General features: G+C 63.1%; 18 protein-coding genes and 1 riboswitch. Of the genes, 10 read left to right on the forward strand and 8 right to left on the reverse strand.

Translation table 11 applies throughout. The features are described 5' to 3' along the window. Position 1 precedes the first annotated feature (1 nt). Positions 2-1,387, reverse strand: a complete 1,386-nt coding sequence (locus ASD83_RS05690) for a M20/M25/M40 family metallo-hydrolase (RefSeq protein WP_056308737.1) — start codon at positions 1,385-1,387, stop codon at positions 2-4. A gap of 270 nt (positions 1,388-1,657) precedes the next feature. Here ASD83_RS05690 and ASD83_RS05695 point away from each other — a divergent pair, with 270 nt between their 5' ends. Beyond that, positions 1,658-2,638 carry an aldo/keto reductase gene (locus ASD83_RS05695; protein WP_056308739.1) on the forward strand — a complete coding sequence of 327 codons (981 nt, stop codon included), beginning with the start codon at positions 1,658-1,660 and terminating at the stop codon, positions 2,636-2,638. 3 nt (positions 2,639-2,641) lie between these two features. Here the strand turns inward: ASD83_RS05695 and ASD83_RS05700 are convergent, their stop codons facing one another. The 4 genes from ASD83_RS05700 to ASD83_RS05715 all read right to left on the reverse strand — a co-directional run bounded on the left by ASD83_RS05700 (position 2,642) and on the right by ASD83_RS05715 (position 7,730). Next, positions 2,642-3,733, reverse strand: coding sequence for a DUF1513 domain-containing protein (locus tag ASD83_RS05700; protein ID WP_244489111.1), 1,092 nt, complete (start codon positions 3,731-3,733; stop codon positions 2,642-2,644). A 1-nt stretch (position 3,734) separates the two neighbouring features. Further along, positions 3,735-4,781: an imelysin family protein gene (locus tag ASD83_RS05705; RefSeq protein ID WP_056308743.1), complete on the reverse strand. Its 1,047-nt coding sequence runs from the start codon at positions 4,779-4,781 to the stop codon at positions 3,735-3,737. Further along, positions 4,781-6,292 (reverse strand): di-heme oxidoredictase family protein, encoded by a 1,512-nt coding sequence (locus ASD83_RS05710; RefSeq protein WP_056308745.1) that lies wholly within the window; start codon positions 6,290-6,292, stop codon positions 4,781-4,783. The genes ASD83_RS05705 and ASD83_RS05710 overlap by 1 nt, the downstream gene beginning before the upstream one ends. A 184-nt stretch (positions 6,293-6,476) precedes the next feature. Beyond that, positions 6,477-7,730 (reverse strand): imelysin family protein, encoded by a 1,254-nt coding sequence (locus ASD83_RS05715; protein WP_413813488.1) that lies wholly within the window; start codon positions 7,728-7,730, stop codon positions 6,477-6,479. A gap of 151 nt (positions 7,731-7,881) precedes the next feature. On the opposite strand from ASD83_RS05715, the gene ASD83_RS05720 reads away from it, so the two are divergent. The 3 genes from ASD83_RS05720 to ASD83_RS05730 are packed head-to-tail and all read left to right on the forward strand — an operon-like array spanning position 7,882 to position 11,481. Beyond that, a complete protein-coding gene (locus ASD83_RS05720; protein ID WP_056308748.1) occupies positions 7,882-8,880 on the forward strand; it encodes an iron ABC transporter substrate-binding protein in 999 nt (332 codons plus the stop codon). Between the two features lie 4 nt (positions 8,881-8,884). Continuing rightward, positions 8,885-10,462: an ABC transporter permease gene (locus tag ASD83_RS05725; protein ID WP_056308750.1), complete on the forward strand. Its 1,578-nt coding sequence runs from the start codon at positions 8,885-8,887 to the stop codon at positions 10,460-10,462. After that, the gene (locus ASD83_RS05730) at positions 10,459-11,481 is read left to right on the forward strand and encodes an ABC transporter ATP-binding protein (RefSeq protein ID WP_056309908.1); all 1,023 of its coding nucleotides are present in this window, start codon (positions 10,459-10,461) and stop codon (positions 11,479-11,481) included. The genes ASD83_RS05725 and ASD83_RS05730 overlap by 4 nt, the downstream gene beginning before the upstream one ends. Here the strand turns inward: ASD83_RS05730 and ASD83_RS05735 are convergent. Beyond that, a complete protein-coding gene (locus tag ASD83_RS05735) occupies positions 11,478-13,136 on the reverse strand; it encodes a Na+/H+ antiporter (RefSeq protein ID WP_056308751.1) in 1,659 nt (552 codons plus the stop codon). The two genes, ASD83_RS05730 and ASD83_RS05735, sit on opposite strands and share 4 nt — an antisense overlap. 316 nt (positions 13,137-13,452) lie before the next feature. Here ASD83_RS05735 and ASD83_RS05740 point away from each other — a divergent pair, with 316 nt between their 5' ends. The 5 genes from ASD83_RS05740 (at position 13,453) to ASD83_RS05760 (ending at position 18,733) form a co-directional block, all read left to right on the forward strand. Then, on the forward strand, positions 13,453-14,409 hold the full coding sequence (locus ASD83_RS05740) for a tripartite tricarboxylate transporter substrate binding protein (protein WP_056308753.1): 957 nt from the start codon (positions 13,453-13,455) through the stop codon (positions 14,407-14,409). After that, positions 14,399-14,926: a tripartite tricarboxylate transporter TctB family protein gene (locus ASD83_RS05745; protein ID WP_244489112.1), complete on the forward strand. Its 528-nt coding sequence runs from the start codon at positions 14,399-14,401 to the stop codon at positions 14,924-14,926. Before ASD83_RS05740 ends, ASD83_RS05745 begins: the two co-directional genes overlap by 11 nt. Positions 14,927-14,929: 3 nt before the next feature. Continuing rightward, complete coding sequence (locus ASD83_RS05750; protein WP_056308758.1) at positions 14,930-16,417, forward strand: tripartite tricarboxylate transporter permease; 1,488 nt, start codon at positions 14,930-14,932, stop codon at positions 16,415-16,417. Positions 16,418-16,443: 26 nt separating this feature from the next. Then, positions 16,444-17,964: an MmgE/PrpD family protein gene (locus tag ASD83_RS05755; RefSeq protein ID WP_056308760.1), complete on the forward strand. Its 1,521-nt coding sequence runs from the start codon at positions 16,444-16,446 to the stop codon at positions 17,962-17,964. Positions 17,965-18,049: 85 nt separating this feature from the next. After that, positions 18,050-18,733 carry a GntR family transcriptional regulator gene (locus ASD83_RS05760; protein ID WP_056308762.1) on the forward strand — a complete coding sequence of 228 codons (684 nt, stop codon included), beginning with the start codon at positions 18,050-18,052 and terminating at the stop codon, positions 18,731-18,733. On the opposite strand, the gene ASD83_RS05765 is transcribed toward ASD83_RS05760, so the two are convergent. Both ASD83_RS05765 and ASD83_RS05770 read right to left on the reverse strand, forming a co-directional pair. Further along, positions 18,662-20,803, reverse strand: a complete 2,142-nt coding sequence (locus ASD83_RS05765; protein ID WP_056308764.1) for a CHASE2 domain-containing protein — start codon at positions 20,801-20,803, stop codon at positions 18,662-18,664. The two genes, ASD83_RS05760 and ASD83_RS05765, sit on opposite strands and share 72 nt — an antisense overlap. 11 nt (positions 20,804-20,814) lie before the next feature. Next, positions 20,815-21,729: a helix-turn-helix domain-containing protein gene (locus ASD83_RS05770; protein WP_056308766.1), complete on the reverse strand. Its 915-nt coding sequence runs from the start codon at positions 21,727-21,729 to the stop codon at positions 20,815-20,817. A gap of 218 nt (positions 21,730-21,947) precedes the next feature. Here ASD83_RS05770 and ASD83_RS05775 point away from each other — a divergent pair, with 218 nt between their 5' ends. Beyond that, on the forward strand, positions 21,948-23,951 hold the full coding sequence (locus ASD83_RS05775) for an aldo/keto reductase (RefSeq protein WP_056308768.1): 2,004 nt from the start codon (positions 21,948-21,950) through the stop codon (positions 23,949-23,951). A gap of 249 nt (positions 23,952-24,200) precedes the next feature. Then, positions 24,201-24,347: riboswitch (FMN riboswitch) on the forward strand. Positions 24,348-24,435: the final 88 nt, after the last annotated feature.

Consider the following 24,435-nt stretch of genomic DNA (forward strand, 5'->3'; position numbering starts at 1 on the left):
TTCAGGCCTTCGAGAAAGCGTGGAGGATGCGCACCCAGGAGCGAATGCCCTTATGGAAGCTGGAGAGGTCGTATTTTTCGTTGGGGCTGTGGATGCGGTTGTCGAAGCGGGCAAAGCCGATGAGGAGGCTGTCCATGCCGAGGCGTTCCTTGAATTCGCCGAGGATGGGAATGGAGCCGCCGGTGCCAGCGAGTGCGGTTTCGCGCCGCCATTCTTCGGTCAGGGCGTGCTTGGCCTTGTTGAGCAGGACGCCATCGAGCGGCATGGATTGGGCGGCGGCGGTACCGTAGGCCTTGAAGGTGACCGAACAGTCGGCGGGAATGCGGGCGCGGACGAAATCGCGAAAAATTTCGCGGATGCGGTTGGGGTCCTGACCGTCGACGAGGCGGAAGGAAATCTTGGCGCCGGCCTTGGCCGGGATGACGGTCTTGAAACCGTCTCCGGAATAGCCGCCCCAGACGCCGTGGACTTCTGCCGTCGGGCGGGCCCAGACCTGTTCGAGGACGGAGCGGTCTTTTTCGCCGGCGGGAATGGAGAGGCCGATATCGCCGAGGAATTTTTCGGCGTCGAAGGGCAGACGTTCCCATTCGGCCTTGTTGGCGGCGGGGAATTCGGCGGCGCCGTCGTAGAATCCGGGAATGGCGACGCTGCCGTCTTCGCTGCGCAGCTGGCCGATAATGGTGGAAATAAGCTGCACGGCATTGCGGGCGGCGCTGCCGAACATGCCGGAATGGAGATCGCGGTCGGCGGTCGTCACCTCGAATTCCTCGGAGACGAAACCGCGCCACATGGTGGTGATTGCCGGGGTTTCGCGATCCCACATATCGGTGTCGCAGACGAGGATGGTGTCGGCGCGGAGATCATCGGCATTGGCGGCGAGGAATGGCCCGAGGGAGGGGGAGCCGGCTTCTTCCTCGCCTTCGAACAGCATGGAAATGCGGATGGGGAGGCTGCCGGTGACGGTTTTCCAGGCGCGGCAGGCTTCGATGAAGGTGAGTAGCTGCCCTTTGTCGTCGGAGGCCCCGCGGCCGGTAATAAAAGTTTCGCCATCGGGCTGGGGGACGAGGGAGGGTTCGAAGGGCGGCGTATTCCAGAGGGCCAGGGGATCAACCGGCTGCACGTCGTAATGGCCGTAAAAGAGCACATGGGGGCCGGGCCTGGCCGGGCCGTGGCCGACGACCATGGGGTGGCCTGCCGTGTCGCGCACCGTGGCGTCGAAGCCGAGGCCGGTGAGTTCATCGCGCAGCCATTCGGCGGCGCGGCGGCAATCGGCGGCATATTGGGGCTCGGTCGAAACGGAGGGGATGCGGATCAACTCGAACAGGCGTTCGAGGCTGGCGTCGAGTTGCTGGTCGGCTTGGGCGAGAACGGCGTCGAGTGTGGTCATCGGTGAAACTGGCTTGGTGTTCGCGGCATCGTGGGAGGCAGGGTTCGAACGGCAGATTGGTAGAATAGAATAGCGTTTGCAATGACAAACGTCCGCTGTGGACAGGCCGTCTCACCCTTCCACATGGCGGACCATTCATGAATTCTGCTCACAAGGTCTGGTGCATTTTTGTGGATTATCGCGGGACCGGGAAGGCCTATGCTGTTGGTGGAAGGTGGCTGGCGATGCGCGGGCCGCCGATATGCCGCATGGCCTTTTGGAGGAACCAAAATGAAGACGCGTATTCTTGGCAAAGGTGGTCTGGAAGTTTCGGCGATCGGTCTTGGCTGCATGGGCATCAGCCAATCTTATGGCGTGCCGCTGGAGACGGCGGAGGGCATTAAGCTGATCCGGGCCGCTTTTGAGCGCGGGATTACCTTCTTCGATACGGCGGAGGTCTATGGCCCGTACAAGAACGAGGAAGTCGTCGGGGAGGCGCTGGAGCCGATCCGCAATCAGGTGGTGATTGCCACAAAGTTTGGTTTCGACATCGAAGGCGGCGGCGCGCCGGACAGTAGCCCCGAGCGCATTCGGCAGGCAGTGGAGGGTTCGCTTCGGCGGCTGCGGACGGACTATATCGACTTGCTCTATCAGCACCGCGTGGACCACAAGGTGCCGATGGAAGACGTTGCCGGGACGGTGAAGGACCTGATCGCCGAGGGCAAGGTCAAGCACTTTGGTATGTCGGAAGCCGGCGTTGCCAATATCCGCCGAGCCAATGCCGTGCTGCCGGTGGCGGCGCTGCAGAGCGAATATTCGCTGATGTGGCGGGAGCCGGAAGCGCAAATCATTCCGGTGCTGGAAGAGCTTGGTATCGGCTTCGTGCCCTTCAGTCCGCTCGGCAAAGGGTTTCTCACCGGCACGATCGACGCCAACACCACCTTTGGCGAGAAGGATTTCCGCAATACCGTGCCGCGCTTCGATAGGGATAGCCGGATTGCCAATCAGGCGCTGGTCGAGACGGTGACGCGCATTGCGGGGGATAAGAAGATCACCCCGGCGCAACTGGCGCTTGCCTGGGTGCTGGCGCAGAAGCCGTGGATGGCGCCTATTCCGGGCACGACCAAGGTGAGCCGGCTTGAGGAGAATATCGGGGCGACCGAGGTCGAACTCAGCGCGCAGGAATTGGCGGAGATCGAAGCGGCCGTGTCAGGCATCGCCATTCAGGGCGATCGATATTCTGCGATGCATCAGGCGCGTATCGACAGATAAAAACTAACTCAGCCGCAGCATGTGGTTGTCGAAGAGGAAATCGAACTGCTGCTGGGGCCGTTCGGCCCCGGCAATGCCGATCATTTCGCCCTTGCCGCTGGTGGCGATGAAGCCTGTGTGATCAGCGGCGAGGCCGCACCCGTTGCGGAGGGTTTCGACGAGGACGGGGCGTTTTTGTTCGGCGTCGATGGCGACGAGAAGGTCGCCTTCGGGGGAGGAGACGGCGATGGTGTTGCCATCGGCGGAGGCGGCGACGGAGCCGACATAGTTGCGGAGATCGCGAAGCGTGTCGGTGGGAAGTTCGATGAGGCGGATTTCCCCGTCCATGGTCGCGTAGCCGACAAGTTGAGGGCTTTCGCTCGGGGCGCCTTTATATTGGCAGCCGAACCAGACGCGGTGCTTACTATCCACCGCCATGTGGCGGATGGAGAGTTGGTGGAGTCCGGTTTCTAGGCGTAGCTGGCCGACCAAGGTGCCGTCACGGCGGTCGATGAAGACGACCGAGGGGTCCATGGTGTCGAGGTTGAGTTCGGCGCGGCCGTAATCGGGGTGGGTTTCGATGCCGCCATTGGCGACGACGAAGGTTGTTCCATCGGGCATGAGCAGCATTTCATGCGGGCCGGTGCCGTAGGTGGGGAATTCGCCGATGCGGCGGAATCCATCAGCGGCGTCGTAGATGCCGATGACGCCCTGGGCGGCTTCGAAATCGCTTTCGGTGGCGTACAGAAGGCGGCCATCGGGGGAGAAGACGCCGTGACCGAAGAAGTGGCGGCCTTCCACGCTGGTGAGGGTTTGCGGGGCGGCGTGGCCTGAGGGATCGAAAATAACCGCAAAGGTACCGGGCTGGCGGGCGAAGACGACGCCCCTGCCCGCTTCGCGGCTGATGGTGATGTCGTGGCCGCGATCGGGGAGATCGATGGTGGAGATGACGTCGCCGCGTTCGCCCATGAGGACGGCGCCATATGCGCCGGCTGCGGTCTGGATGGAGCTGGCGAAGACGAGGTCACTGGTTTCGAGAGCGAGGATTTGGCGCGGGGCGAGGCTGGCGAGGAAACCGGCGCCGGCGGATTTTAGGAAGGCGCGGCGCTGCCACATGTCAGTCTCCATCCAATGACGAAAAACCGACGCTGAGGCCGAGCGTGGCGGAGAGGTCTTCGCCGATGAGGCGCTGGAGGTCTTGGGTTGATGTCACGAGGTCGGCGAGCGCGGCGGCTTGGACGGGGTCGGTGACGGCTTGGTCGACGGGCGAGGTGACGGCGGCGATGGCGGTTTCGGCGCGATCGAAGGCAGCGGTGATTTCGGCGGCAAGCGCGGGGTCGGTGACGACGCCGGAGAGTTCGACCAGCGAGCGCAAGCTGCGGATATTCGCTTGGAGCATGGGGAGGGTCTGGTTGGAGCGCCAGAAGAGGGCCAGTTTCGGATGGGCCTTGCCGTCGCCCTTGGCGATGAAGGGGTTTATCCGGGTATCGCGCACCGCTTCGATGCCGTGGGAGACGAGGCCGACAATGGCTTCGAGGGATTCGGTGGTGGTGCGATAGTCGGCATAGGCAGGATTGGGCTGGGTCAGGCGCTGGGCGATGCCTTCGGGGTCGGCCCAGCCGGCGGCGATTTCACTGGCCATTTCTTCGAGGTTTTTGGCGATTGCGGCGCCATAAACGCAGCGGAAGGCGCCGTCCGATGTGGTCAGGGTTTCAAAGCCGGTGCCGAAGAGGACGAATTCGAGGGCGCCAAAACCCTGGAGCGCGACGCTCTTAGCCTGGAGGCCGGGTACGGTGGCGGCGGTGAGGTCGGCTTCGGCGAGGAGTTGCTGGACCTGGCGGAGGCCGATGCCTTTGCGGTCGGGGAAGAAGAGAATGCGGTCGGCGCGGTTGGCTTCCATGAGGGGGCCGACGCGGAGGAACTCTATGCGGCCATAGGCGGTGGCGGCGGTTGCGAAGGCCTCTTGAGCGCCGGTCAGATCGCCGTTTTCGCAGAGGACGTACATGGCCTTTGAAAGCTCGGCAGTGCGGATGGCGAAGGCTTTGGTCTGGGGGCGGATGACATTGGTGACGCTGGAGCGGAGCATTTCGGAGGGGGAAATGATCTGCGCACTTACCGGAGTGATCAGAAGCAGCGCGGCCAGAATAGTCGCAAAGAAGCGCATCAGAGGGCACCCAGGAAGGTCAGGAGATCGGCACGTTGTTTGGCCGTCATAGCGGCGAAGGCATCTCGCGACGCCTGCGCTTCGCCGCCGTGCCAGAGGATGGCTTCGGTGAGGTTTCGGGCGCGGCCATCATGGAGGAAGAATGTATGGCCGGAAACGGTTTGGGTGAAGCCGAGACCCCAGAGTGGCGGGGTGCGCCATTCAGTGCCGGTAGCCTGGCCCTCGGGGCGGTGATCGGCGAGGCCTTCGCCCATGTCGTGGAGCAGAAAATCGGCATAAGGCCAGATCAGCTGGAAGCGATGGGCGGGGTTTTCGGCTGTCTTGCTGGTGACGAATTTGGGCACGTGGCAGCTGGCGCAGCCGGCGGCGTAAAAGGCTTCCTTGCCGGCGAGGACGGGCGCGCTTTTGACATCGACGCGTTCGGGGACGCCGAGGGTCTGGGCGTAGAAGGTGACGAGATCGAGGACGGGATCGGGGGCTTCGCTCACGCCGAGGCGGGCTTGTTCGCCTGTGGGCATGGCGAGGCATTCGGGCTGGTTTTCGGTGCAATCGCCGTGGGGAAGATTGACCAGCGGGGTTGAAATGCCGATGTCGCCGGCAAAGGCGGCGGCGGACTGGCTGCGGATGGTGGCCATGCCAGCCTTCCAGCCGAAACGGCCGAGCATGACCGTGTTGGTTTCGGGGGCGACGGTCCAATTGGGGCGGCCGGAAATGCCGTCATTGTTGGTGTCGTCGGGGTCGGCATTGGCGAGGATGTCTTCGGCGGGGATGTTTTCGACGAGGCCGAGGCCGATCATGGGATTGGCGAGGCGGGGGGAGAGCATGACGTTGTCGGCCAGCGGACCGTAGGCGAGATCGGCGACGGAATATTTTGGGGCGCGGAGAGTGACCACGGTGCCATCGCCGAGGGTCACGGGAAGATCGGTGTAGTCGATGACCATGCGGCCTTCGGCGGCTAGGCCCGGTACGGCGAAATCCTGCAACTGGGTGCCATAGGTGGGGTCGCCGACTTCGCCAGCGATAACGCCGTCCATGGCGAGGCGGGTGTCGGGTTCCTTGGGCGGGACCGAGAGGCGGAGGAACATCGAGACGTTTTCGGCTTGGCCTTCGAACGGCGGATGGCCGCGGCCGTCCTTGATGTGGCAGCTCTGGCAGCCGCGGGCATTGAACAGGGGCCCGAGGCCATCGGAGGCCTGGGTGGAGCTGGGGGAACTGACCCAAATTTTGCGGAAGAGCGCATTGCCGAGCTTGAACTGTTCTTCCTGCTCGAAACTCAGGTTGTCCTGAAAATGGCTGAAGGAGTCCTGGTTGACCGAGAGGCGGGTCGTGCCTTTGCCGGCGGGGTTGGTTTCGAAATTTTCGGGTTTTGTGAAGTCGGTCGTGGGGGCGGTGACGGCGCGGACCCGGGCGAGGTCGTCGCCAGTTACGTCGGTGCGGATGCCGAAATCCTGGGCGAAAACCATGCCGCCCATGAGGAGGGCAATGAGCGCGAGAGTGAGACGGACTTGCATGATGGAACCAGACCATTTCACGTTTAGCTGACGCAAAGTAGGCCTCATGGTGAGGTGCGAAGCGCAGCGCAGCCTCGAACCACGAGGACGTGCCGGGATGAGCAAAGCGCCACGCCCTCGTGGTTCGAGGCCCCGGGTCAAGCCCGGGGCACCTCACCATGAGGGCTACTGGAGCAGCGGGATTTTACTCGAACACAGCGTCCGGATTGGAGAGCGAGTCGCTGTCCTCGATGGTGACATCGGCGAGTTGGAGGAGCGCGACGGCGCGTTCGATGCCGCGGGTCTGGGCGATGAGGCCGTCGATGGCGGCCTGGACCACCGCATTGCCTTCGACATTGCCTTCGCCGATCTGCTGGTCATAGGCTTCGCCGGCTTCGGCGCGGTCAGCCATAACGTGCATCTTGCTCAGGGTATCGGCGAGGAGACCCTTGATCTCGGTGTCGAGCGCGGCGTCCTTGGCGGCGATGACGTCGGAAAGCGAGGGGCCTTCAATCACGGTGCCGTCAACGCGGGTGTATTTGCCGAGATAGACGTTCTCGATGCCCTGCGCGTCCTGCAGGTGGGAGATGTGGGTGTTGTCGGAGAAGCAGTCGTGCTCTTCTTCGGGATCGTGGAGAAGAAGGCCGAGCTTCATGCGCTCGCCGGCGAGTTCGCCGAAGCTGAGTGAGCCCATGCCGGTGAGAATGGCGGAGAGGCCAAGCTCGGGGAGCGCGGCGCGGGCGGCGCCGGTTTCGGTCCAGTTGCCGACCATTTCTTCGAGATCGGAGACCAGAAGGGTCGAGGCGGCCTTGAGGTAGGCGGCGCGGCGGTCGGCGTGGTCGGCGGTCGAATAGTCGGTGAAGGGGCGGTTACCGGCGCCGGGGCCCGTGCCGTTGAGGTCCTGGCCCCAGAGCAGAAATTCGATGGCGTGATAGCCGGTCGCGACGTTGGATTCGACGCCGGCGGCTTCCTGAAGCTCGGTCTGGAGGAGTTCAGGGGTGATGTCCGTAGCATCGACTTCGGTGCCGTCGATGATGATCTTTGGATTGGCGATGACATTGGCGACATAGAGCGCGTTGCTGTCACTTTCGGTGCCGTAGCCGGCATCGACATAGTCGATCAGGCCTTCATCGAGCGGCCAGGCGTTTACGCGGCCTTCCCACTCATCGACGATCGGATTGCCGAAACGGAAGGCTTCAGTCTGCTGATAGGGAATGCGGGCGGCCTTCCAGGCGTCGCGTGCAGCAGCGAGGGTTGCTTCGCTGGGGCCGGCGATCAGCGCGTCGATGGCGGCGTCGAGGGCCTTGGCGGTGGCCAGGGAATCTTCGTAGCCGGCCAGCGCGATATTGGCGTAGTTCGCCAGCACATCGGCGTCACTGGGCGCTTGCGCATAGGCGGCGACGGGCGCGACCGAGAGAGCGAGTGTTAGGGCGAGACCGCGCAATGTGCGCTTGCCAATAGAAAGCATCAGCCATTCCTCCGGGTGAAAGCTGGAAAGGTGAGTACGCCCCTCACATTAGTAAATCAACTGCCGATGGACATGGCCTTAGGTTCAAATTAGACAGGGCACATCAAGTTTAGAAAAGCGGCCCTGGGCCGCGGTGTGCGAAATGACCGATAGATTGCCGCTCGTGATCGGAGCGCTGCTCGCCCTGGGTTTCAGCAACCCCATTTCAGCGCAGGAAGGCCCGATCGTGGTCTATAATGCGCAGCACGAAACGCTGGCGCAGGAATGGGCTACGGCCTTTACGGAGGAGACCGGCATTCCGGTGATCATCCGGCAAGGGTCGGACCTTGAGGTCGCCAACCAGATCCTGCAGGAAGGCGCCAATTCGCCGGCCGATGTTTTTCTGACCGAGAATTCGCCCGGCATGGCGCTGGTGGACAAAGCTGGGCTGTTCGAGCCCCTGCCCCAGGACATTCTCGACCAGGTACCGGCCCAGTTCAGGCCGGCTGATGGCAATTGGACCGGGATCGCAGCGCGCTCAACGGTGTTTGCCTACAATACAGACAGGCTGAGCGAGGGTGACCTGCCCAAAACCATGGCCGAGCTGGCCGAGCCCAAGTGGCAGGGTCGCTGGGCGGCTTCGCCGAGTGGCGCGGATTTTCAGGCGATCGTCGCGGCTTATCTCGTGCTCGAAGGCGACGAGGCGACGCTCAAATGGCTCGAAGGCATGCAGGAAAACGCCGTGATCGTGCGCGGTAATCGCGCGGCGCTGGCGGCGGCCAATAATGGCGAAGTCGATGGGGCGCTGATCTATCACTATTACTGGTTCGGCGATCAGGCTGGGACCAAAGAAAGCAGCGGCAATACCAAGCTGCACTATTTTGGCAATCAGGACCCCGGCGCCTTTGTGTCGATTTCTGGTGGTGGTGTGCTCAAGTCGAGCCAGCACAAGGACGAGGCCCTGGCTTTCCTGCGGTTCGTGACGGGCAAGGGGCAGGACGTGCTGCGCGATGGCACGTCGTTCGAATATGCAGTTGGCGTCGATCACGAAGCTAATGCAGCGCTGCCGCCGCTTGCAGGTCTTGATGCCCCGGAGATCGATCCGACGCAGTTGGATACGGTGAAGGCTGCCGAGTTGATGACCGAGGCTGGGCTGCTCTAGTCCCATGGCAGTGTCCGCCGATCTTGCGGCAGCAGAAGCGACAAAAGTGCGTCGCGCGGCTGGCCGCATCAGCCATCCGGTGATTTTGGGCGCCGCTACCCTGACGGGGCTGCTGAGCCTTCTGCCGCTGGGTTTCGTCGTCTATATCGCGACGACGAGCGGCTGGGGCACGATTGCCGATCTGGTGTTTCGACCCAAGGTTGGTGGGCTGCTGGTCAATACGCTGACGCTGATGGCGCTGGTTCTGCCGCTCTCGGCAGTGTTGGCGGTGGCGCTGGCCTGGCTGGTCGAGCGGACGGACCTGCCCTTTGCACAGCTTTGGTCGTGGCTGGTGATCGCGCCGCTGGCGCTGCCGGCCTTTGTGCACAGCTATGCCTGGAATGCCTTCATGCCGCGCTTTCATGGGCTTGGGGCGGCGGTGCTGGTATCGATCCTTGCGTATCTGCCGTTTCTCTATCTGCCGGTGGCTGCGCAATTGCGGCGGCTCGATCCGGCACTGGAGGAGACGGCGCAATCGATGGGCAAGCGGCCGGCGGTCGTGTTTTTCCTGGTCGTTTTACCGCAATTGCGGCTGGCGATCATGGGCGGCGCGCTGTTGATCGGCCTGCATTTGCTGGCCGAATATGGCCTGTTCGTGCTGACGCGGTTCGACACGTTTGCGACGGCGATCGTCGATCAGTTCCAGTCTGCCTATAGCGGGCCTTCGGCCAATCTGCTCGGCGGCGTGCTGGTGTTGCTGTGCCTTGGCCTGTTGGGGCTGGAAACGGGGCTGCGCGGGACCGAGCGATATGCGCGCGTCGGCGCTGGCGCGGCGCGGCGGCGGGGAAGACTGTCGCTTGGGAAGTGGCGGTTGCTGGCGCTGTTGCTGCCGCTGATTTTCGCAGCGCTGTCGCTGGCTGTGCCGGTGCTGACGCTGGCGCGGTGGCTGTGGAGCGGTGGCGCGGTCATTTGGCGGTTCGATTTTATCATGCCGGCGCTGGGGCAAACGGCGATGCTGGCGCTGGCCGGGGCCATCCTTACCACGCTCGCGGCGGTGCCCATGGCCTGGCTTTCGGTGCGGGCGCCCGGACGGGTGCAGAAAATTCTCGAGGCCAGCCATTCCTATGTCGGCGCCCTGCCCGGCGTGATCATTGCGCTGGCACTGGTGACCATAACAGTTCAGGTGGCGCTGCCGCTTTATCAGACGGTGGCGACGCTGATTTTTGCCTATGTGCTGATGTTTCTGCCGCGCGCGCTGGTGGGGCTGCGAACCAGCATCGCCCAGGCGCCGGTGGAGCTGGAACGGGCGGCGGCGAGCCTGGGGCGACCGCCGATCGCGGCCATCTGGCAGACGACTGTCCGGCTGGCTGCGCCAGGCGCCATGGCCAGCGCGGCGCTGGTGGCGCTCGGGATCACCACGGAGCTGACGGGGACGCTGATGCTGGCGCCCAATGGCACGCGGACGCTGGCCATGCGCTTCTGGTCTTATACGAGCGAGCTCGACTTCGCCTCGGCGGCGCCCTATGCGCTGCTGATGATCGTTCTATCCATTCCCCTCGTCATCATGCTGCACATGCAATCCGACCGCGTGGAGCAAGCCTGACCATGCTCGAACTTTGGGGCATCAGCAAAAGCTATGGCGACCACAAGGGCGCGAGCGGGGTCAGTCTGTTTGCGCCATCGGGAAGCCGCACGGTCATTGTGGGGCCTTCGGGCTCGGGCAAGACAACGCTGTTGCGGCTCATTGCCGGCTTTGAAGCGCCGGATGCGGGCACGATCACTCTTAATGGCCGACAGTTGGAGGGGATACCGCCGCACCGGCGCAATATCGCCTATGTGGCGCAGGAGGGCGCGCTGTTCCCGCATATGAGCGTGGGCGACAATGTGGGCTTTGGCATTCCCCGGCAGGCCACGGATCGGTCTCGACGGGTGGAGGAACTGCTCGAGCAAGTCGGGCTTCCGGCTGAATTCCGCAATCGCCGCCCACACGAGCTTTCAGGCGGGCAGCAGCAACGCGTGGCGCTGGCGCGCGCGCTCGCACAACGGCCGGACCTGATGTTGCTCGATGAGCCGTTTTCGGCGCTCGATACGGGTCTGCGCGAGACTATGCGCACCATGGTCGGCGATGTGCTGCGCGATGCCGGTATCGCCAGTATTCTGGTGACACATGACCAGGCCGAGGCCCTGGCTTTTGCCGATCATCTCGTGGTCATGCGTGACGGGCGCGTAGCCGATGCGGGACCGCCACAGCGGCTTTACGCGCGGCCGGCCGATATCGAGACCGCGCGGTTTCTCGGCGAGGCGATCGTGCTGGCATCAGTGATCCATGGCGGAGTTGCCAAGACGGCGCTCGGCGATGTGCCGGTGCTGCAGGATGATGCTGAGCGGGCCGATGTGCTGGTACGACCAGAGCAGATCACGGTGGCGGCAGAGGGCAACGGAGCGTTGGGGCGGGTCCTGCATCGGTCCTATCGCGGGGCGCAATGGCGGCTCGAAATCGAATGCCGGGATGGCGGTTTGCCTGAACCGTTTTCGGTGGACGTGCCGGCCTCGCTCGACCTCCGGCCGGGCGATCCGGTACGGCTGAGCGTCAACAGCGAAGCCTACGTCTTTCCACGCTAAAGCCGCGCTACGCCCTTGGTCATGCCATCCATGAGGGCCTGTTCAAGGTCCATCTGTTCGAGCACTTCGCGCAGCACCATGTCGTCGAGTTCCTGGGCATCGCGGGCGGCGATCAGCCGTTGGCGGCGGGCGTCGAGCAGCAGTTGGCCAAGCTGGAAAGCCTCCTTGGGATCAAAGCCCCACCCGCGTTCCTCGGCCTCCTCCTGCTCCTCTTCGGCGGAGGAGCGATCGGCGCGTTTGGCCATGGCGTCAGCGAGACGCTGGGACCGGGGCGAGGTGTGGGTAAGGCGGAATTCCTTCAGCGCGTCGGTATTGGCCTCATGCGCCAGGCGGCGCGCCAATTGATGCTGGCGTTCGGCATAGGCCTTGTCGTCGGCATCTTCGAGGCTGAGGCGTTCGATGAGCCAAGGCAGGGAGATTCCCTGGACAAGAAGGGTGGCGATGGTGACGAGGAAGGCCAGCGCGATGATGGCCTCGCGGTAGGGGAAAGAATCGCCTGAGACCGTCATAAAGGGAATACCGGCAGCGGCCGCAAGCGTGACGACGCCGCGCATGCCGGTCCAGGAGAGGACCGCGTTTTCCTTCCATGTCAGCGGGGTTTCCGGCGTGGGAGGCGGACGGCGCCCGGGCCGGCGGCGGGGCTCGGCGAGCCTTTGCACGATGGCGCGGTGGCGACGCCGGGCCAGGATTGCCGTCGCAAAGACCCAGGCGAAACGCACGGCGACTGTGGTGAGGAAAATGGCGACGCCGGCAAGCAGCAGGTCGCTGATATCGAGCCCCGCATCGAAGGCATCGTCGATGACAAAGCGCAGTTGCAGGCCGATATAGGCAAAGACGAAGGTTTCGAGCAGTGTGTCGATGGTGCGCCAGAACTGGCGTTCCTGCATACGCTCTTCGTACCCCGACTGGGTGCCGTGATGGCCGAGGGCAAAGCCGGCGGCGACGACGGCAAGAACGCCCGAAGCGTGCAGTTCTTCGGCCACGAGATAGGCCGCGAAGGGCACGATGACCGAGATGACGGTGGCGAGGGACGGATTGGCGAGGCGCCGGCGGGCGAATTGCGCGCCTTGGCCGATGACGAGCCCCAGCAACACCCCCACCACCGCGGCGTAGAGGAAATAGAGGGCGGTGTTGTCAATGAAGGCATGGGTGCCGGCCGTACTTGCCACCGCCACGGCGAGGAGGGTCAGGGCGGCCGCGTCATTGATGAGACTTTCGCCCTTCAGCACCGTCATCAGGCCCGATGGCAATCCGGCCTTGCTGCCGATGGCGATGGCTGTGACCGCATCGGGCGGCGCGACGATGGCGCCGAGAACCAGGGCCGCGGCGATCGGCATGCCGGGCACTGTCCAGGTCGCGACCAACGCCACGGCAATAGCGGAGGCAAAGACCAGAAAAACGCCGAGATTGACGATCGAGCCCAAGCGCTTGGCAAAGCTGGTGAAGGAAAAATCGGACGCCGCGGAAAAGAGCAGCGGCGGCAGCACGATGCCGAGGATGATTTCAGGCTCAAGCTCAAGACGGTGCAGGCCGGGAATGAACGAGGCACCGAGGCCGACAATGGCCACCAGCAAAGCGGGCTGAAAATTGCTGCGTTCGGCAAAGGCGGTGATGCCGATGGCAATGATGATGACGATGAGGATTTCGGCGAACATGATGGCTCCCGGACGCGAACCCGTCTCTCGCTGCGGCGGGGCGGTAAGGCCCACTAAAGCAAATCCGAGGCGGTTGCAGCTAGGCCGTGAGCAAATCCGCTAATTTTGGCGGAGCTAGGGTCGGCCGCGGCGAATGTGCCCTGCCCGCACCGCGCCTCCGACCAAGGTCGTACTTCCATATTCTGTCGGCAGAATTAAGGATATTGACGCCCAATCATCAATGTGGTGAGGTTTATGGGCATAATCTGTCGACAGTTTTGAGCGCCACGGGAAGAGACGGCATGATGCCGCAAAACGAGCGCTCGGGAGGATCAGAATGAAGTTTTCGAAGACGCTTGCGGCTCTGGCCATGACGGCTGCCCTGGGCACTGGCGCTGCCAGCGCTCAGGTTAATGTCATGCTGCCCGCCAATCCCGGCGGCGGCTGGGACGGCACGGGACGTCAGGCGTTCCAGGCGCTTAACGATGCCGGCATCTATACCGGCGGCGTCAATTTCACCAATACCGGTGGCGCCGGCGGCACCGTGGGCCTCGCCGAATTTCTTGGCACGTCCACTGGTCAGCCCGATGCGCTGGCAGTGTTCGGCGCTATCACCGTGGGCGCGATCAAGCTCAACAATTCGCCGATCAATCTGGCTGAATTCCGCCCCGTTGCGCGCCTGACCGCTGAATATCTGGTGATCGCGGTTGCGGCGGACTCGCCGTACAACACGCTTGCCGACCTCGTTGCAGGCATCAAGGCCGATCCGGGCGCTGCAGCTCTCGGCGGCGGTTCGGCCGGTGGCGTCGACCATATCTCGCTCGCGCTGCTGGCCCAGGCCGGCGACATTCCGGTCGCCGATCTCAACTATATTCCGCAGACTTCGGGCGCTGAAACCGTTACCGCTATCGTCAACGGCACGCTGGTGGCCGGCGTTTCGGGTACGTCCGAATTTGCCCAGTTTGCCGAACAGGGTCGCATCAAGCTTCTTGGCGTGACTTCGGCCGAGCGCCGCCCTAACCTGCCTGACGTGCCGACCTTCCACGAGGCCGGCTATGATGTCGAGATGGCCAATTGGCGCGGTATTCTGGCCGCTCCCGGCGCGCCGGACGACAACTATGCCATGTGGGTCGAGAACTTCACCAAGCTCTCGCAGAGCGATGCGTGGAAGGCCGTTCTCGCGGCGCAGGGCTGGGAAGACTACTTCCTCGCCGGTGACGAATTCGGCGCCTTCATTGCCGAAGAAACCGAACGTCAGGGCCAGATCCTCAAGGACGCCGGCCTTGTCAACTGACGGGAACAACACGACCGAAGGGGGCAGCCAGGCGGCTGCCCCCGCTTCGCCAAGACCCTACTGGATCGGCGTGGGCCTGATGGCGATGGGCGCGGTGTGGCTCTATGCCGGCTTCGGGCTGCCGCAGGGTGCGCGCTATGCCGCCGTGGGCCCTGGGCTTTTCGTCACCCTTGCCGGCGCGGGGCTGCTCGTTCTCGGTGCCATTCTCGTGCTGCAAATCTGGCGGGGCGAGAGTTTTGAGGCGCAGGATGCGGAAGACGCCGACGGCGCGACCAAGATGGATAAGCGGGCATTTTTGACTGCCCTTGTCGCCGTCGCCTTGCCGATCGGCACCATGGGGCCGCTCGGCATGCCGTTTACCGCGACGCTATCCTTCATGCTGGTCGCCAATGCCTTCGGCTCGCGCCGCTGGTGGCTCGACCTTATTTGCGGCCTCGTGCTCGCCTGCGCCGCCTGGTTCCTGTTCAAGCAGCTCGGGCTGCAACTGGGCCGGTTCTTCCCGCCTCTGGGAGTGTAAAACGTGGAAACTTTCGAGCTTCTGCTGCATGGCTTCAGCGTGGCGCTGCAGCCGACAAATCTCATGTGGGCGCTGGTCGGCTCGGTGCTCGGCACAGCTATCGGCATTTTGCCCGGCATCGGCCCGGCGCTGACCATTGCGCTGCTGCTGCCGGTGACCACGGCGCTCGCTCCGACGTCCGCCTTCATCATGTTCGCCGGCATTCTCTATGGCGCGATGTATGGCGGGTCGACGACATCGATTTTGCTGAACACGCCGGGCGAAGCGGGGTCGATGATGACCGCGCTCGAGGGCAACAAGATGGCCCGCGCGGGCCGCGGCGCGGCTGCGCTGGCGACGGCGGCAATTGGGTCGTTCGTGGCTGGCACGATTGCGACGCTGGCGCTGACCTTTGCCGCACCGGCCGTTGCGGAACTGGCGTTCTACTTCAAGCCGACGGACTATTTTGCCATTACGGCGCTGGCGTTCTGTTCGGTCGCCGTGGTTATGGGCACGTCGCGTACGCGCGGGTTTGTGTCGCTGTTCCTCGGCATCGCCATCGGTGTCATCGGCATCGATACGATGACGGGGCAGCCGCGCCTGACTTTTGGGAATATGCAGCTGTTACGCGGTATCGCGTTGACCGTGGTGCTGGTGTCGCTCTTCGCGGTTGGTGAAATCCTCTATGTCGCCAGCCGATATCGCTCGACGCCGGGCGTGATGGCGCCGATCAAGGGCCAGCTCTGGATGACCAAGCAAGATTTTGCACGGTCGTGGAAGCCATGGCTGCGGGGTACGGCAATCGGGTTCCCAATGGGGGCCCTGCCCGGCAGTGGTTCGGAAATTCCGACCATGCTCAGCTATACGCTGGAGCGGAAGCTGACCAAGCATCCCGAAGAATTCGGCAAGGGCGCCATCGAGGGTGTGGCCGGGCCGGAAGCGGCGAACAACGCGGCCGCCGCCGGTATTCTTGTCCCGCTACTGACGCTGGGGCTGCCGACTTCGGCGACGGCGGCGGTGCTGCTGGCGGCGTTCCAGAATTATGGCCTGCAGCCGGGACCGTTCCTGTTCACGTCCAATCCGGCGCTGATCTGGGGGCTAATAGCTTCGCTCTATGTGGGCAATGTGATGCTGCTGGTGCTCAACCTGCCACTGGTGGGGATCTGGGTGCAGCTGCTGCGCATTCCGCGGCCGCAGCTTTATGCGGGCATTCTGGTCTTTGCCATGATCGGCGTCTGGGGCCTCGCGGGGTCATGGATGGACCTGACCATCATGCTTGTCGTCGGCCTCGCCGGCTACGTGATGCGGGTTTATGACTTCCCCATCGCGCCGGTGCTGATCGGGCTGATCCTCGGGCCGATGGCAGAAACGCAGCTGCGGACGGCGTTGGCCGCCGGCCAGGGCAATCCGATGGTTCTCGTTTCGACGCCACTCTCGGCCATTCTCCTCACCCTGGCCGTGCTGCTGCTGGCACTGCCAATTCTTCTCAAGCGCCTGCGCGCCAACGCCTAAAGCCTGAATAGGGAACTCTTCTGAACATGAAGACCTACGACGTAAAAGTTCATCCGTCCGCCGCCAACCTTCCGCGCGAGAGCCAACTTGCCTGGCACATTGCCGAGTTTGCCGCCAATTGCGGGCCGCTCGATGCTGATGTGACCGAGATGATCGCCTGCCGTATCGTCGATAATGCCAGCGTTGGCCTTGCGGCCATCAATCGTGCGCCGGTTGCCGCGGCGCGCGCCATGGCGCTGGCGCATCCGCGCAAGGGTGGCGCGACGGTTTATGGTCTTGGCAGCGGTGTTCGTGTCGATGCGGAGTGGGCAGCCTGGGCCAATGCCACGGCGGTGCGCGAACTCGATTTCCACGACACGTTCCTTGCCGCCGACTATTCGCATCCGGGCGATGCCATTTCGCCGCTTGTTGCCGTGGCGCAGCAGTTGGGGCTCGATGGCGCCGCTTTGGCGCGCGGCATTGCGGTTACCTATGAGGTGCACGTTGCTCTCGTGAAGGCGATTTCGCTGCACAAGTACAAGAAGGACCATGTGGCGCATCTGGCGCCGGCAACCACGGCCGCCATTGGCGCCATGCTGGGTCTTTCGACGGAAGTCATCTTCCAGGCCGTCAACCAGGCCGTGCATCTGAGCTTTTCGACCCGCCAGTCGCGCAAGGGCGAGATCAGCTCGTGGAAGGCCTATGTGCCGGGCTTTTCTGGCAAGCTGGCCATTGAATGCGTCGATCGCGCCATGCGCGGCGAGGCTTCGCCTTCGCCGATCTATGAAGGCGAAGAGTCGGTGTTGGCCTGGATGCTGGGCGGCAAGAACGAGGCCTATCAGGTGTCCCTGCCCGCCCCTGGCGAAAGCCCGCGCGGCATTATGGAAACCTATACCAAGGCGCATTCGGCCGAATATCAGGCGCAGGCGCTGATCGATCTTGCGATCGACCTTTCGGGGCAGATTGGTGATCTTTCAAAGGTCAAGGATATCCTCCTCGAAACCAGCCATCACACCCACAACGTGATCGGCACCGGCGCCAATGATCCGCAGAAGATGGATCCGGAAGCATCGCGCGAAACGCTCGATCACTCGATCATGTATATTCTCGCCGTCGCGCTCGAAGATCGCAAATGGCACCATGTGGACTCCTATACGCGCGAGCGGGCTCGTACGCCCTCGACGGTGGCGCTCTGGCACAAGATCAGGACCGTGGAAGAACCGTCCTGGACCACGCGTTATCTCGATCCCAACCCGGACAAACGCGCTTTTGGCGGCAAGATCGTGGTTACGCTCGATGATGGTCGCGTGATCACCGGCGAACGCGCCGTGGCTGATGCGCACCCGAATGGCGCCCATCCCTGGACCTGGCCGGATTATGCCGGCAAGTTCGAAAGCCTGACCAAGGGCGAACTTTCGGACGCCGAGCGCAAGGCTTTCCTCGATGCGGCCAAAGGCTTTGCCGGGCTCGCTGCGGGCAAGCTGGATGTGCTGATTCCGGCGCTGCCTGCGGGCCAGGTCGTGCCCGCCAAGCCGACTGGCCAAGGCATTTTCGACCACGGCCTCTAGGGCAGAATAGCTGGATCGCGCCGCTTTGCGTGGCGCGATCCTTGCGCTATGGAGGCCGAACTTTGGACTGCAACCACGCTGGAACATGATGGATCAGGACGCGGAGACAATCGAGATCGCCGACGACGTTCTGCTGACCGATCAGTTGTTCGAGCAGTTGAGCGAGGCCATCGTCGTGGGCACTCTCGCTCCCGGCACCAAGCTCAGTGAGCCGCGCTTGGCCGCGCAATATGGCGTCAGCCGCGGACCACTGCGGGAGGCCATTCGGCGGCTTGAAGAACGCAAGCTGGTTACGCGTGCACCCCGGCAGGGTGCGCGCGTCGTCGTGCCGACGCCGGGCGATGCGCTGGAGCTTTTTACCATTCGCGAAGTGCTGGAAGGGCTGGCGGCACGGCATGCGGCGGAGAACGCGACCGATGCCGAGATCGATCAGCTTCGCGCCATGCTGGCGCACCACCGCGATGCGCTCTCGAAGCCCGATGCGATGGTCTATTGGCAGGCCACTGCCAATTCGGATTTTCACTTCATGATCGCCCGGATCGGTCGCAATCAGCACCTGTTCGATCTGCTGTGCGGCGAATATTACACGCTCTTCCGGCTCTATCGCATGCAGCACCGCATCGTGCCCGGCCGTGCGCAGCGGGCACTGGCAGAGCATGAACGCATCGTCGAGGCGATTGCCGACCGGGATGCGGAGCTATCGGAAATCCTGATGCGCCGGCACATTGCCTCGGCCCGCGTCGGGCTCATCGCCCAGGCGAGCGCCTGACACCAGATTTGCCTCCGCTGCGGGAAAATCCGCGAGACGGGTCGGCAGGCAGGCGTAGAATTGAGCCAGTTCTGGTTCGACCTTTTCGGCCAGTGCCCGGCAGTGCTGGAGCAGGGCGTCGTCGAGCACGCCGCTGGTGAGCGCCGAGAGCAATTCGGTGTGGCTCGTCAGTAGCGCCTCGAAGGCTGCACTGGATTTTACGGCTTCACCGCCCACCAGCAGCTTTATCGGTTCGCGACCGGACATGCCCTTGAGTTCGACCCAGCCGGCATCGAGGAAGGCGAGGTTTTGCGCTTCGGCGGCCATTTCGGCCGTGGCGAGGATGCTGTAACCCACCGATTTGCAGGCGCCTTCAATGCGGCTGGCGACGTTGACAGTGTCGCCGACGCAGGAATAGTCGAAGCGTTTTTCAAAACCCATATTGCCGACCAGCGCGGGGCCGGTGGCGATACCAATGCCGATATGGATGGGGTCGTCGCTGCCGCGGTTGAGGTCACGCAGCGCTGCACGCATGGCGAGAGCCGCCTCGCCGGCGAGCAAAGCGTGGTCCTTCTCCTCGGCTGGGGCATTCCAGAAGGCCATGACCGAGTCGCCCATGAATTTATCGATGGTGCCGCGATGGCGAATGATCGCGCCGCCCAAGGCGGCGAAGAGGCCATTGAGAATGCTGACCAATTGGTCCGGCGTTGTCCGTTCAGCCAGGGCCGAAAAATTGCGCACGTCGGAAAACATCACGGTCAATTCGCGCACATTGCCGCCGAGGCGGAGGAGGCTTTGATCGGCCTCGATCTGGGTCAGCACCGAGGGTTCGACATAATAGCCAAAGGCGCGGCGGATGCGGCGGCGATCGAGGTCGGTGACCGTGAAGCGGAGGAAAGCCATGGTCGCGTAGCTGACGAGGGCGGCAAAGAGCGGGTAGCTGGGGTCGATGAGGAGGCCGGGGTTGGCAAAACTCCACCAGCTGAAGGAGACCGAGGCAGCAGCAACGGCGAGCGACACGCCGAGGCCGACCAGAGGACCGGAGACGACGACGGCGAGGACGATGATGAGGCCGGAAGCGGCCAGCAGCAGCAGTTCGAGGCCTGACACCCAATCGGCGCGGTCGAGGAAGGTCTGGGTAAGAATCTGTTCGAGCGCCTGGAGATGAATGGACACGCCGGGAACGGGAACGCCGAGGGGACTGATACGGATATCGTTGAGGCCGCTGGCGGAGCTGCCGATGAAGACGATGTGGCCTGATATCAATGGGGCGAGCGCGGCATAGTCTTCGCCGAGGAGGTCCGTGGCCGGGATGTAGGTTTCAGGCGGCAATTCGCGATAGTAGAGGCGAAGATCGCCTGTGGGGCCGGTGGGGATAGCGATATCGCCGACCCGGACGGCTTCGACGGTGCGGCCATCTACGGTGTCGCCTATGATGACGAGGGTCGGCACGTCCATGGCGACGCGGAGGGCTTCGACCGAGAGCGTGGGCAAGGCGCCGGAGTCGACGCGCCAGAGCAGTGGCAGGCGTCGCGCCACCCCTGCACCCTGCCGGTCGAGGCTGGCGACGCCGAGGCCGCTGGCGGCTTGCGCAAGGATGGGGAGAGGTTGGGCTGCGCCACCGAGTTCGGGCACGGCGGTGAGTGGGTCGCTGCCGGTAGTGGCAAGGCCGGCCTTTGGCGGGGCGGTGACAGGCAATGCGCTACCATTTTGGGCGAGGCCGAGGATGGTGCGGCCGGCGGCCAGAGTTTTGGCAAAATTCTCGTCTGCGATGCCGGAGGCGCGTTCGGCCTCGCTGAAGAGGATATCGAAGGCGATGGCGGCGGCACCCAGTTCGGTGAGGCGCTCGGAGAGGCGGCCGAGGGTTTCGCGTGGCCACGGCCATTGGCCGACTTCGGCCAATGAGGTTTCGTCGATATCGATGATGCGCACCGGCAGGTCAGCGGGCGCCGAGCGGGGCCGCAATTGCTGGAAAACGTCAAAGCTCGTCTCGCGCACCACCTGGACTGAGTAGGGATCGATCAGGCGGAGCGCCAAGAGTCCGAGAATAACGAGGAGACCCAGAGTAAGCGCCGCAAGCCGCCTGCCCATGGTCCCTGCCCTCAATTAAAGGGCGTGCAGACCGCGACACGCTGCGGCAGGGACGAGCTTGGCCGTATGCGCAGATCGCGCCGGAAATCGCTGGGCGACATGCCGGCGATCTTGCGGAAGAGCTTGTTGAAGGCACTGAGCGAGCCGAAGCCGCTATCCATGGCGATCTGCAGGACATTGGCATCGTCGCGCATCAGCAAGGCCTGCGCATAGGACAGGCGGATGAGATTGACGTAGTCGTTCAGCGTCATGCCGGTGCATTTCTTGAAGACGGTCATGGCGTATTTCGGGTGCACATCGGCTGCCACGGCGATGTCGACCGAGTCGATATCTTCGCGGAAATTGTCGGCGATATAGTCGCAGATACGAACGACGATGGGCGAAATGTGCTGATCGGTGGAGTGGCTGTTCGATCTCGTATGGTGGCCGGAGGACAGTTCGTAGGGCGCGAAGCGGATGCGCTCGATGCGCAGCAGCAACTCGTCCACGGCCATGCTGATTTTCAGGGGATCGCCGGAGCGGACATAGTCGTTCCAGCGGGCGAAATTGACGGGATCGGAGGCGTCAGTGGCTCTGGTAACGAGAGCCGCGCCTTGCATGAGGCCGGCCTGCACCCCTTGGGGGAGCCTGAGCCGAAAGAAATGCACCAGCGGCAGGTGGCCGCCAGCATAAACGAGATCCTCGGAGGCGTCGTCGAGCCGGTGCGGTTGGCCGCCCCAGAAGAGGGCAAGATCGCCGGCACCGAAGCGCACTTCGTAGCCGCTCATGGCATAGTGGGCCCAGCCGCGCACGATGTAATTGACCTCGACCTGCGCGTGCCAATGCGATGCACGCATCAGCAGCGGGGAGGCATGGAACATGTTGAGTTCGGTCGGCAGATGTTCCACGCCGTCGAGGGCCGGCTCATAGTAGCCGCGCTCCACCATCTTACTATCCGCCAATTTGAAATACCCGATAAGAGCGACGGTTTTTGAGGAGTAGATAGCTTAGGTATCGCTCGGCACAAGAGCAAGGGAGGAGAATGCGCGGGATCCGTGGGATCATCCGCGCCTCAAGCGCCTGAAAACGGGCGCCCTGGCTGTGCCGACATGAACAACACTGGGCACCCTGACGAGCTGGGCCGGCCCTTCGCGAGGAAAAGACCATGACCGACAAGAAGATTCGCTGGGGCATTATCGGGCCGGGCAGCATTGCCAAGGCCTTCCGCGGCGGCCTCGAAAACGCCAAGCACGGCGTGCTCGCGGCGATTGCCACGCGCAATCCCAGCAAGCCCAATCTGGCCGTGGATTTTCCGGGCGTGCGCGTGGTTGCAGGATATGACGCGCTGCTGGCCGATAGGGATATCGACGCGGTCTATATCGCGGTGCCGCATACCGGGCACGCCGAATGGGCGATCAAGGCGGCGGAAGCCGGCAAGCATGTGCTCGTCGAAAAGCCGCTGGCGCTGTCGGCGCATGAAATCGACGCGGTGTTCCATGCGCACAAGAAGGCCGGGACTTTTGCGGGCGAGGCCTTCATGTATCGCCTGCATCCGCAGGTGAAGCAGTTGCTCGACCTGATCAAATCCGGCGCTATTGGCGAGGTGCGGATGATCCAGTCGAGCTTTGGTTTTTCGATGGGCAAGTTCCAGCCGCAGCATCGTTTGTTCGCCTCGGCGCTGGCTGGCGGCGGTATTTTGGATGTGGGTGGCTATCCCGTGTCGATGGCGCGGTTGATTGCCGGCGCCGCGCTCGGCAAGCCGTTCGCCGACCCGGTGAAGGTGCAGGGCACCGCAAAACTCAATGAAGAAGGCACCGACGATTGGGCGGCTGCACTGCTGACGTTCGAAAACGGCATTGTGGCGCAGGTGTCCTGCGCGGTGATGGCCAATCTCGACAATGTGCTGCGTATCCATGGGTCGGAAGGCCGGATTGAGGTGCCGGATTTCTGGTTTGCCAATGGCAATCGTGACCAGGGTCTTGGCCGTATCGACATCATCAAGGGTGGCAAGACCGAGACGGTCAGCGTCAACGAGACGGCGCATGTCTATTCGTTCGAGGCCGATGCGGCTTCGCTGGCTATACTCGAAGGGCGGCAGGAATTTGCAGCGCCGGGCATGAGCTGGGGCGACAGCCTTGGCAATGCGCGGGTACTGGATCAGTGGCGTAGGGATGCGGGGATCGAGTACTCGGTCGAGAAATATACCAACCGCCTCAATACGTTGGATAATCGCACGCTTGGGCCGAATACCGGTGTTATTCCGAAGCGCAACATTCCGGGGCTGACGAAACAGGCTTCGGCGGTTGCGCTGGGCTTTGAGGATTTCAAGACCTTCTCATCAGGCGCGATCCTGCTCGATGCGTTCTGGGAAAAGGGCGGCAATATCTTCGATACTGCCTTTATCTATGGCGGTGGCTATACCGAAAAGCTGTTCGGCGAATGGCAGAAGAGCCGTGGCGTGCGCGAAGACGCCGTCGTCATCGCGAAGGGTGCGCATTCCCCGCTGGTCTATCCCGATGTGATCGCCAAGCAGCTGACGCAGTCGCTCGATCGCCTACAGACGGACTATGTCGACGTGTATTTCATGCACCGCGACAATCTTGATGTGCCGGTGGGTGAATTCGTCGATGCCATGGATGCCGAGGTGAAGGCGGGCCGGATTCGTGGGCCGTTCGGTGGGTCGAACTGGACCAAGGAGCGTATGGACGAGGCGATTGCCTATGCCGAGCGCACCGGCAAGACCAAGCCGCAGGCTCTCTCCAACAACTTTGCGCTGGCCGAAATGCTGGACCCGATCTGGGGCGGTTGCGTGACTTCGTCGACGCCTGATTTCAAGCAGTGGCTGATCGATCGGCAGGTGACCAACTTCTCCTGGTCGAGCCAGGCGCGCGGCTTCTTTACCGACCTTGCGGGCCGGGACAAGACCGACAATGAGGAACTGGTAAGGGTCTGGTACAACGAGCAAAACTTTGGTCGCCGTGATCGGGCGATCGAATTGGCCAAGCAGATTGGGCATAATCCGATCCACGTGGCACTGGCCTATGTTTTGGCCCAGCCCTTCCCCAGCGTGCCGCTGATCGGGCCGCGTCGTTTGGTCGAGCTTGAGGACAGCCTCAAGGCTTTTGAGATCAAGCTGACGCCGGAACAGGTTAAGTGGCTGGAAGGCTAAGCTCAATCTGCCAGCAGGCCTCATGGTGAGGCGCGAAGCGTAGCGAAGCCTCGAACCATGGGGGCGTGCCACCGAACATTCGGGCACGTCCTCGTGGTTCGAGGCTTTGCGCTGCAAAGCACCTCACCATGAGGACTACTTGGACAACCGTTTCGGTTGTTCACTTCTCGTAGACAGTTTGTACCCTCTGGCAGCGTTGCAAGGGCAACGTCCCTGCCCTATGTTATCCATCGTGAGATTACGATCTCATGCAATTCTCAGGGCGGGGTGAAACTCCCCACCGGCGGTAAGGCGGCGACGCCAAGCCCGCGAGCGCTTTCGGTTTCGGCCGGAGGGTCAGCAGATCCGGTGTGATTCCGGAGCCGACGGTCATAGTCCGGATGAAAGAGAATGGGTTGGCCAAGCGCCTGATTATGCTCGTGTTTTTGCACGCGCAGAGTTCTGCGTCGCCTTCCCGTAACCCTGGGGAAACTGGTTACGGAAA

Source organism: Devosia sp. Root685, assembly GCF_001427875.1.
In the GTDB taxonomy this organism is placed as follows: domain Bacteria; phylum Pseudomonadota; class Alphaproteobacteria; order Rhizobiales; family Devosiaceae; genus Devosia.

Coding starts and splice junctions, on each gene's coding strand:
- ASD83_RS05690 (WP_056308737.1), bottom strand. CDS start 1,387: ATGACCACACTCGACGCCGTTCTCGCCCAAGCCGACCAGCAACTCGAC.
- ASD83_RS05695 (WP_056308739.1), top strand. CDS start 1,658: ATGAAGACGCGTATTCTTGGCAAAGGTGGTCTGGAAGTTTCGGCGATC.
- ASD83_RS05700 (WP_244489111.1), bottom strand. CDS start 3,733: ATGTGGCAGCGCCGCGCCTTCCTAAAATCCGCCGGCGCCGGTTTCCTC.
- ASD83_RS05705 (WP_056308743.1), bottom strand. CDS start 4,781: ATGCGCTTCTTTGCGACTATTCTGGCCGCGCTGCTTCTGATCACTCCG.
- ASD83_RS05710 (WP_056308745.1), bottom strand. CDS start 6,292: ATGCAAGTCCGTCTCACTCTCGCGCTCATTGCCCTCCTCATGGGCGGC.
- ASD83_RS05720 (WP_056308748.1), top strand. CDS start 7,882: ATGACCGATAGATTGCCGCTCGTGATCGGAGCGCTGCTCGCCCTGGGT.
- ASD83_RS05725 (WP_056308750.1), top strand. CDS start 8,885: ATGGCAGTGTCCGCCGATCTTGCGGCAGCAGAAGCGACAAAAGTGCGT.
- ASD83_RS05735 (WP_056308751.1), bottom strand. CDS start 13,136: ATGTTCGCCGAAATCCTCATCGTCATCATCATTGCCATCGGCATCACC.
- ASD83_RS05740 (WP_056308753.1), top strand. CDS start 13,453: ATGAAGTTTTCGAAGACGCTTGCGGCTCTGGCCATGACGGCTGCCCTG.
- ASD83_RS05755 (WP_056308760.1), top strand. CDS start 16,444: ATGAAGACCTACGACGTAAAAGTTCATCCGTCCGCCGCCAACCTTCCG.
- ASD83_RS05760 (WP_056308762.1), top strand. CDS start 18,050: ATGATGGATCAGGACGCGGAGACAATCGAGATCGCCGACGACGTTCTG.
- ASD83_RS05765 (WP_056308764.1), bottom strand. CDS start 20,803: ATGGGCAGGCGGCTTGCGGCGCTTACTCTGGGTCTCCTCGTTATTCTC.
- ASD83_RS05770 (WP_056308766.1), bottom strand. CDS start 21,729: ATGGTGGAGCGCGGCTACTATGAGCCGGCCCTCGACGGCGTGGAACAT.
- ASD83_RS05775 (WP_056308768.1), top strand. CDS start 21,948: ATGACCGACAAGAAGATTCGCTGGGGCATTATCGGGCCGGGCAGCATT.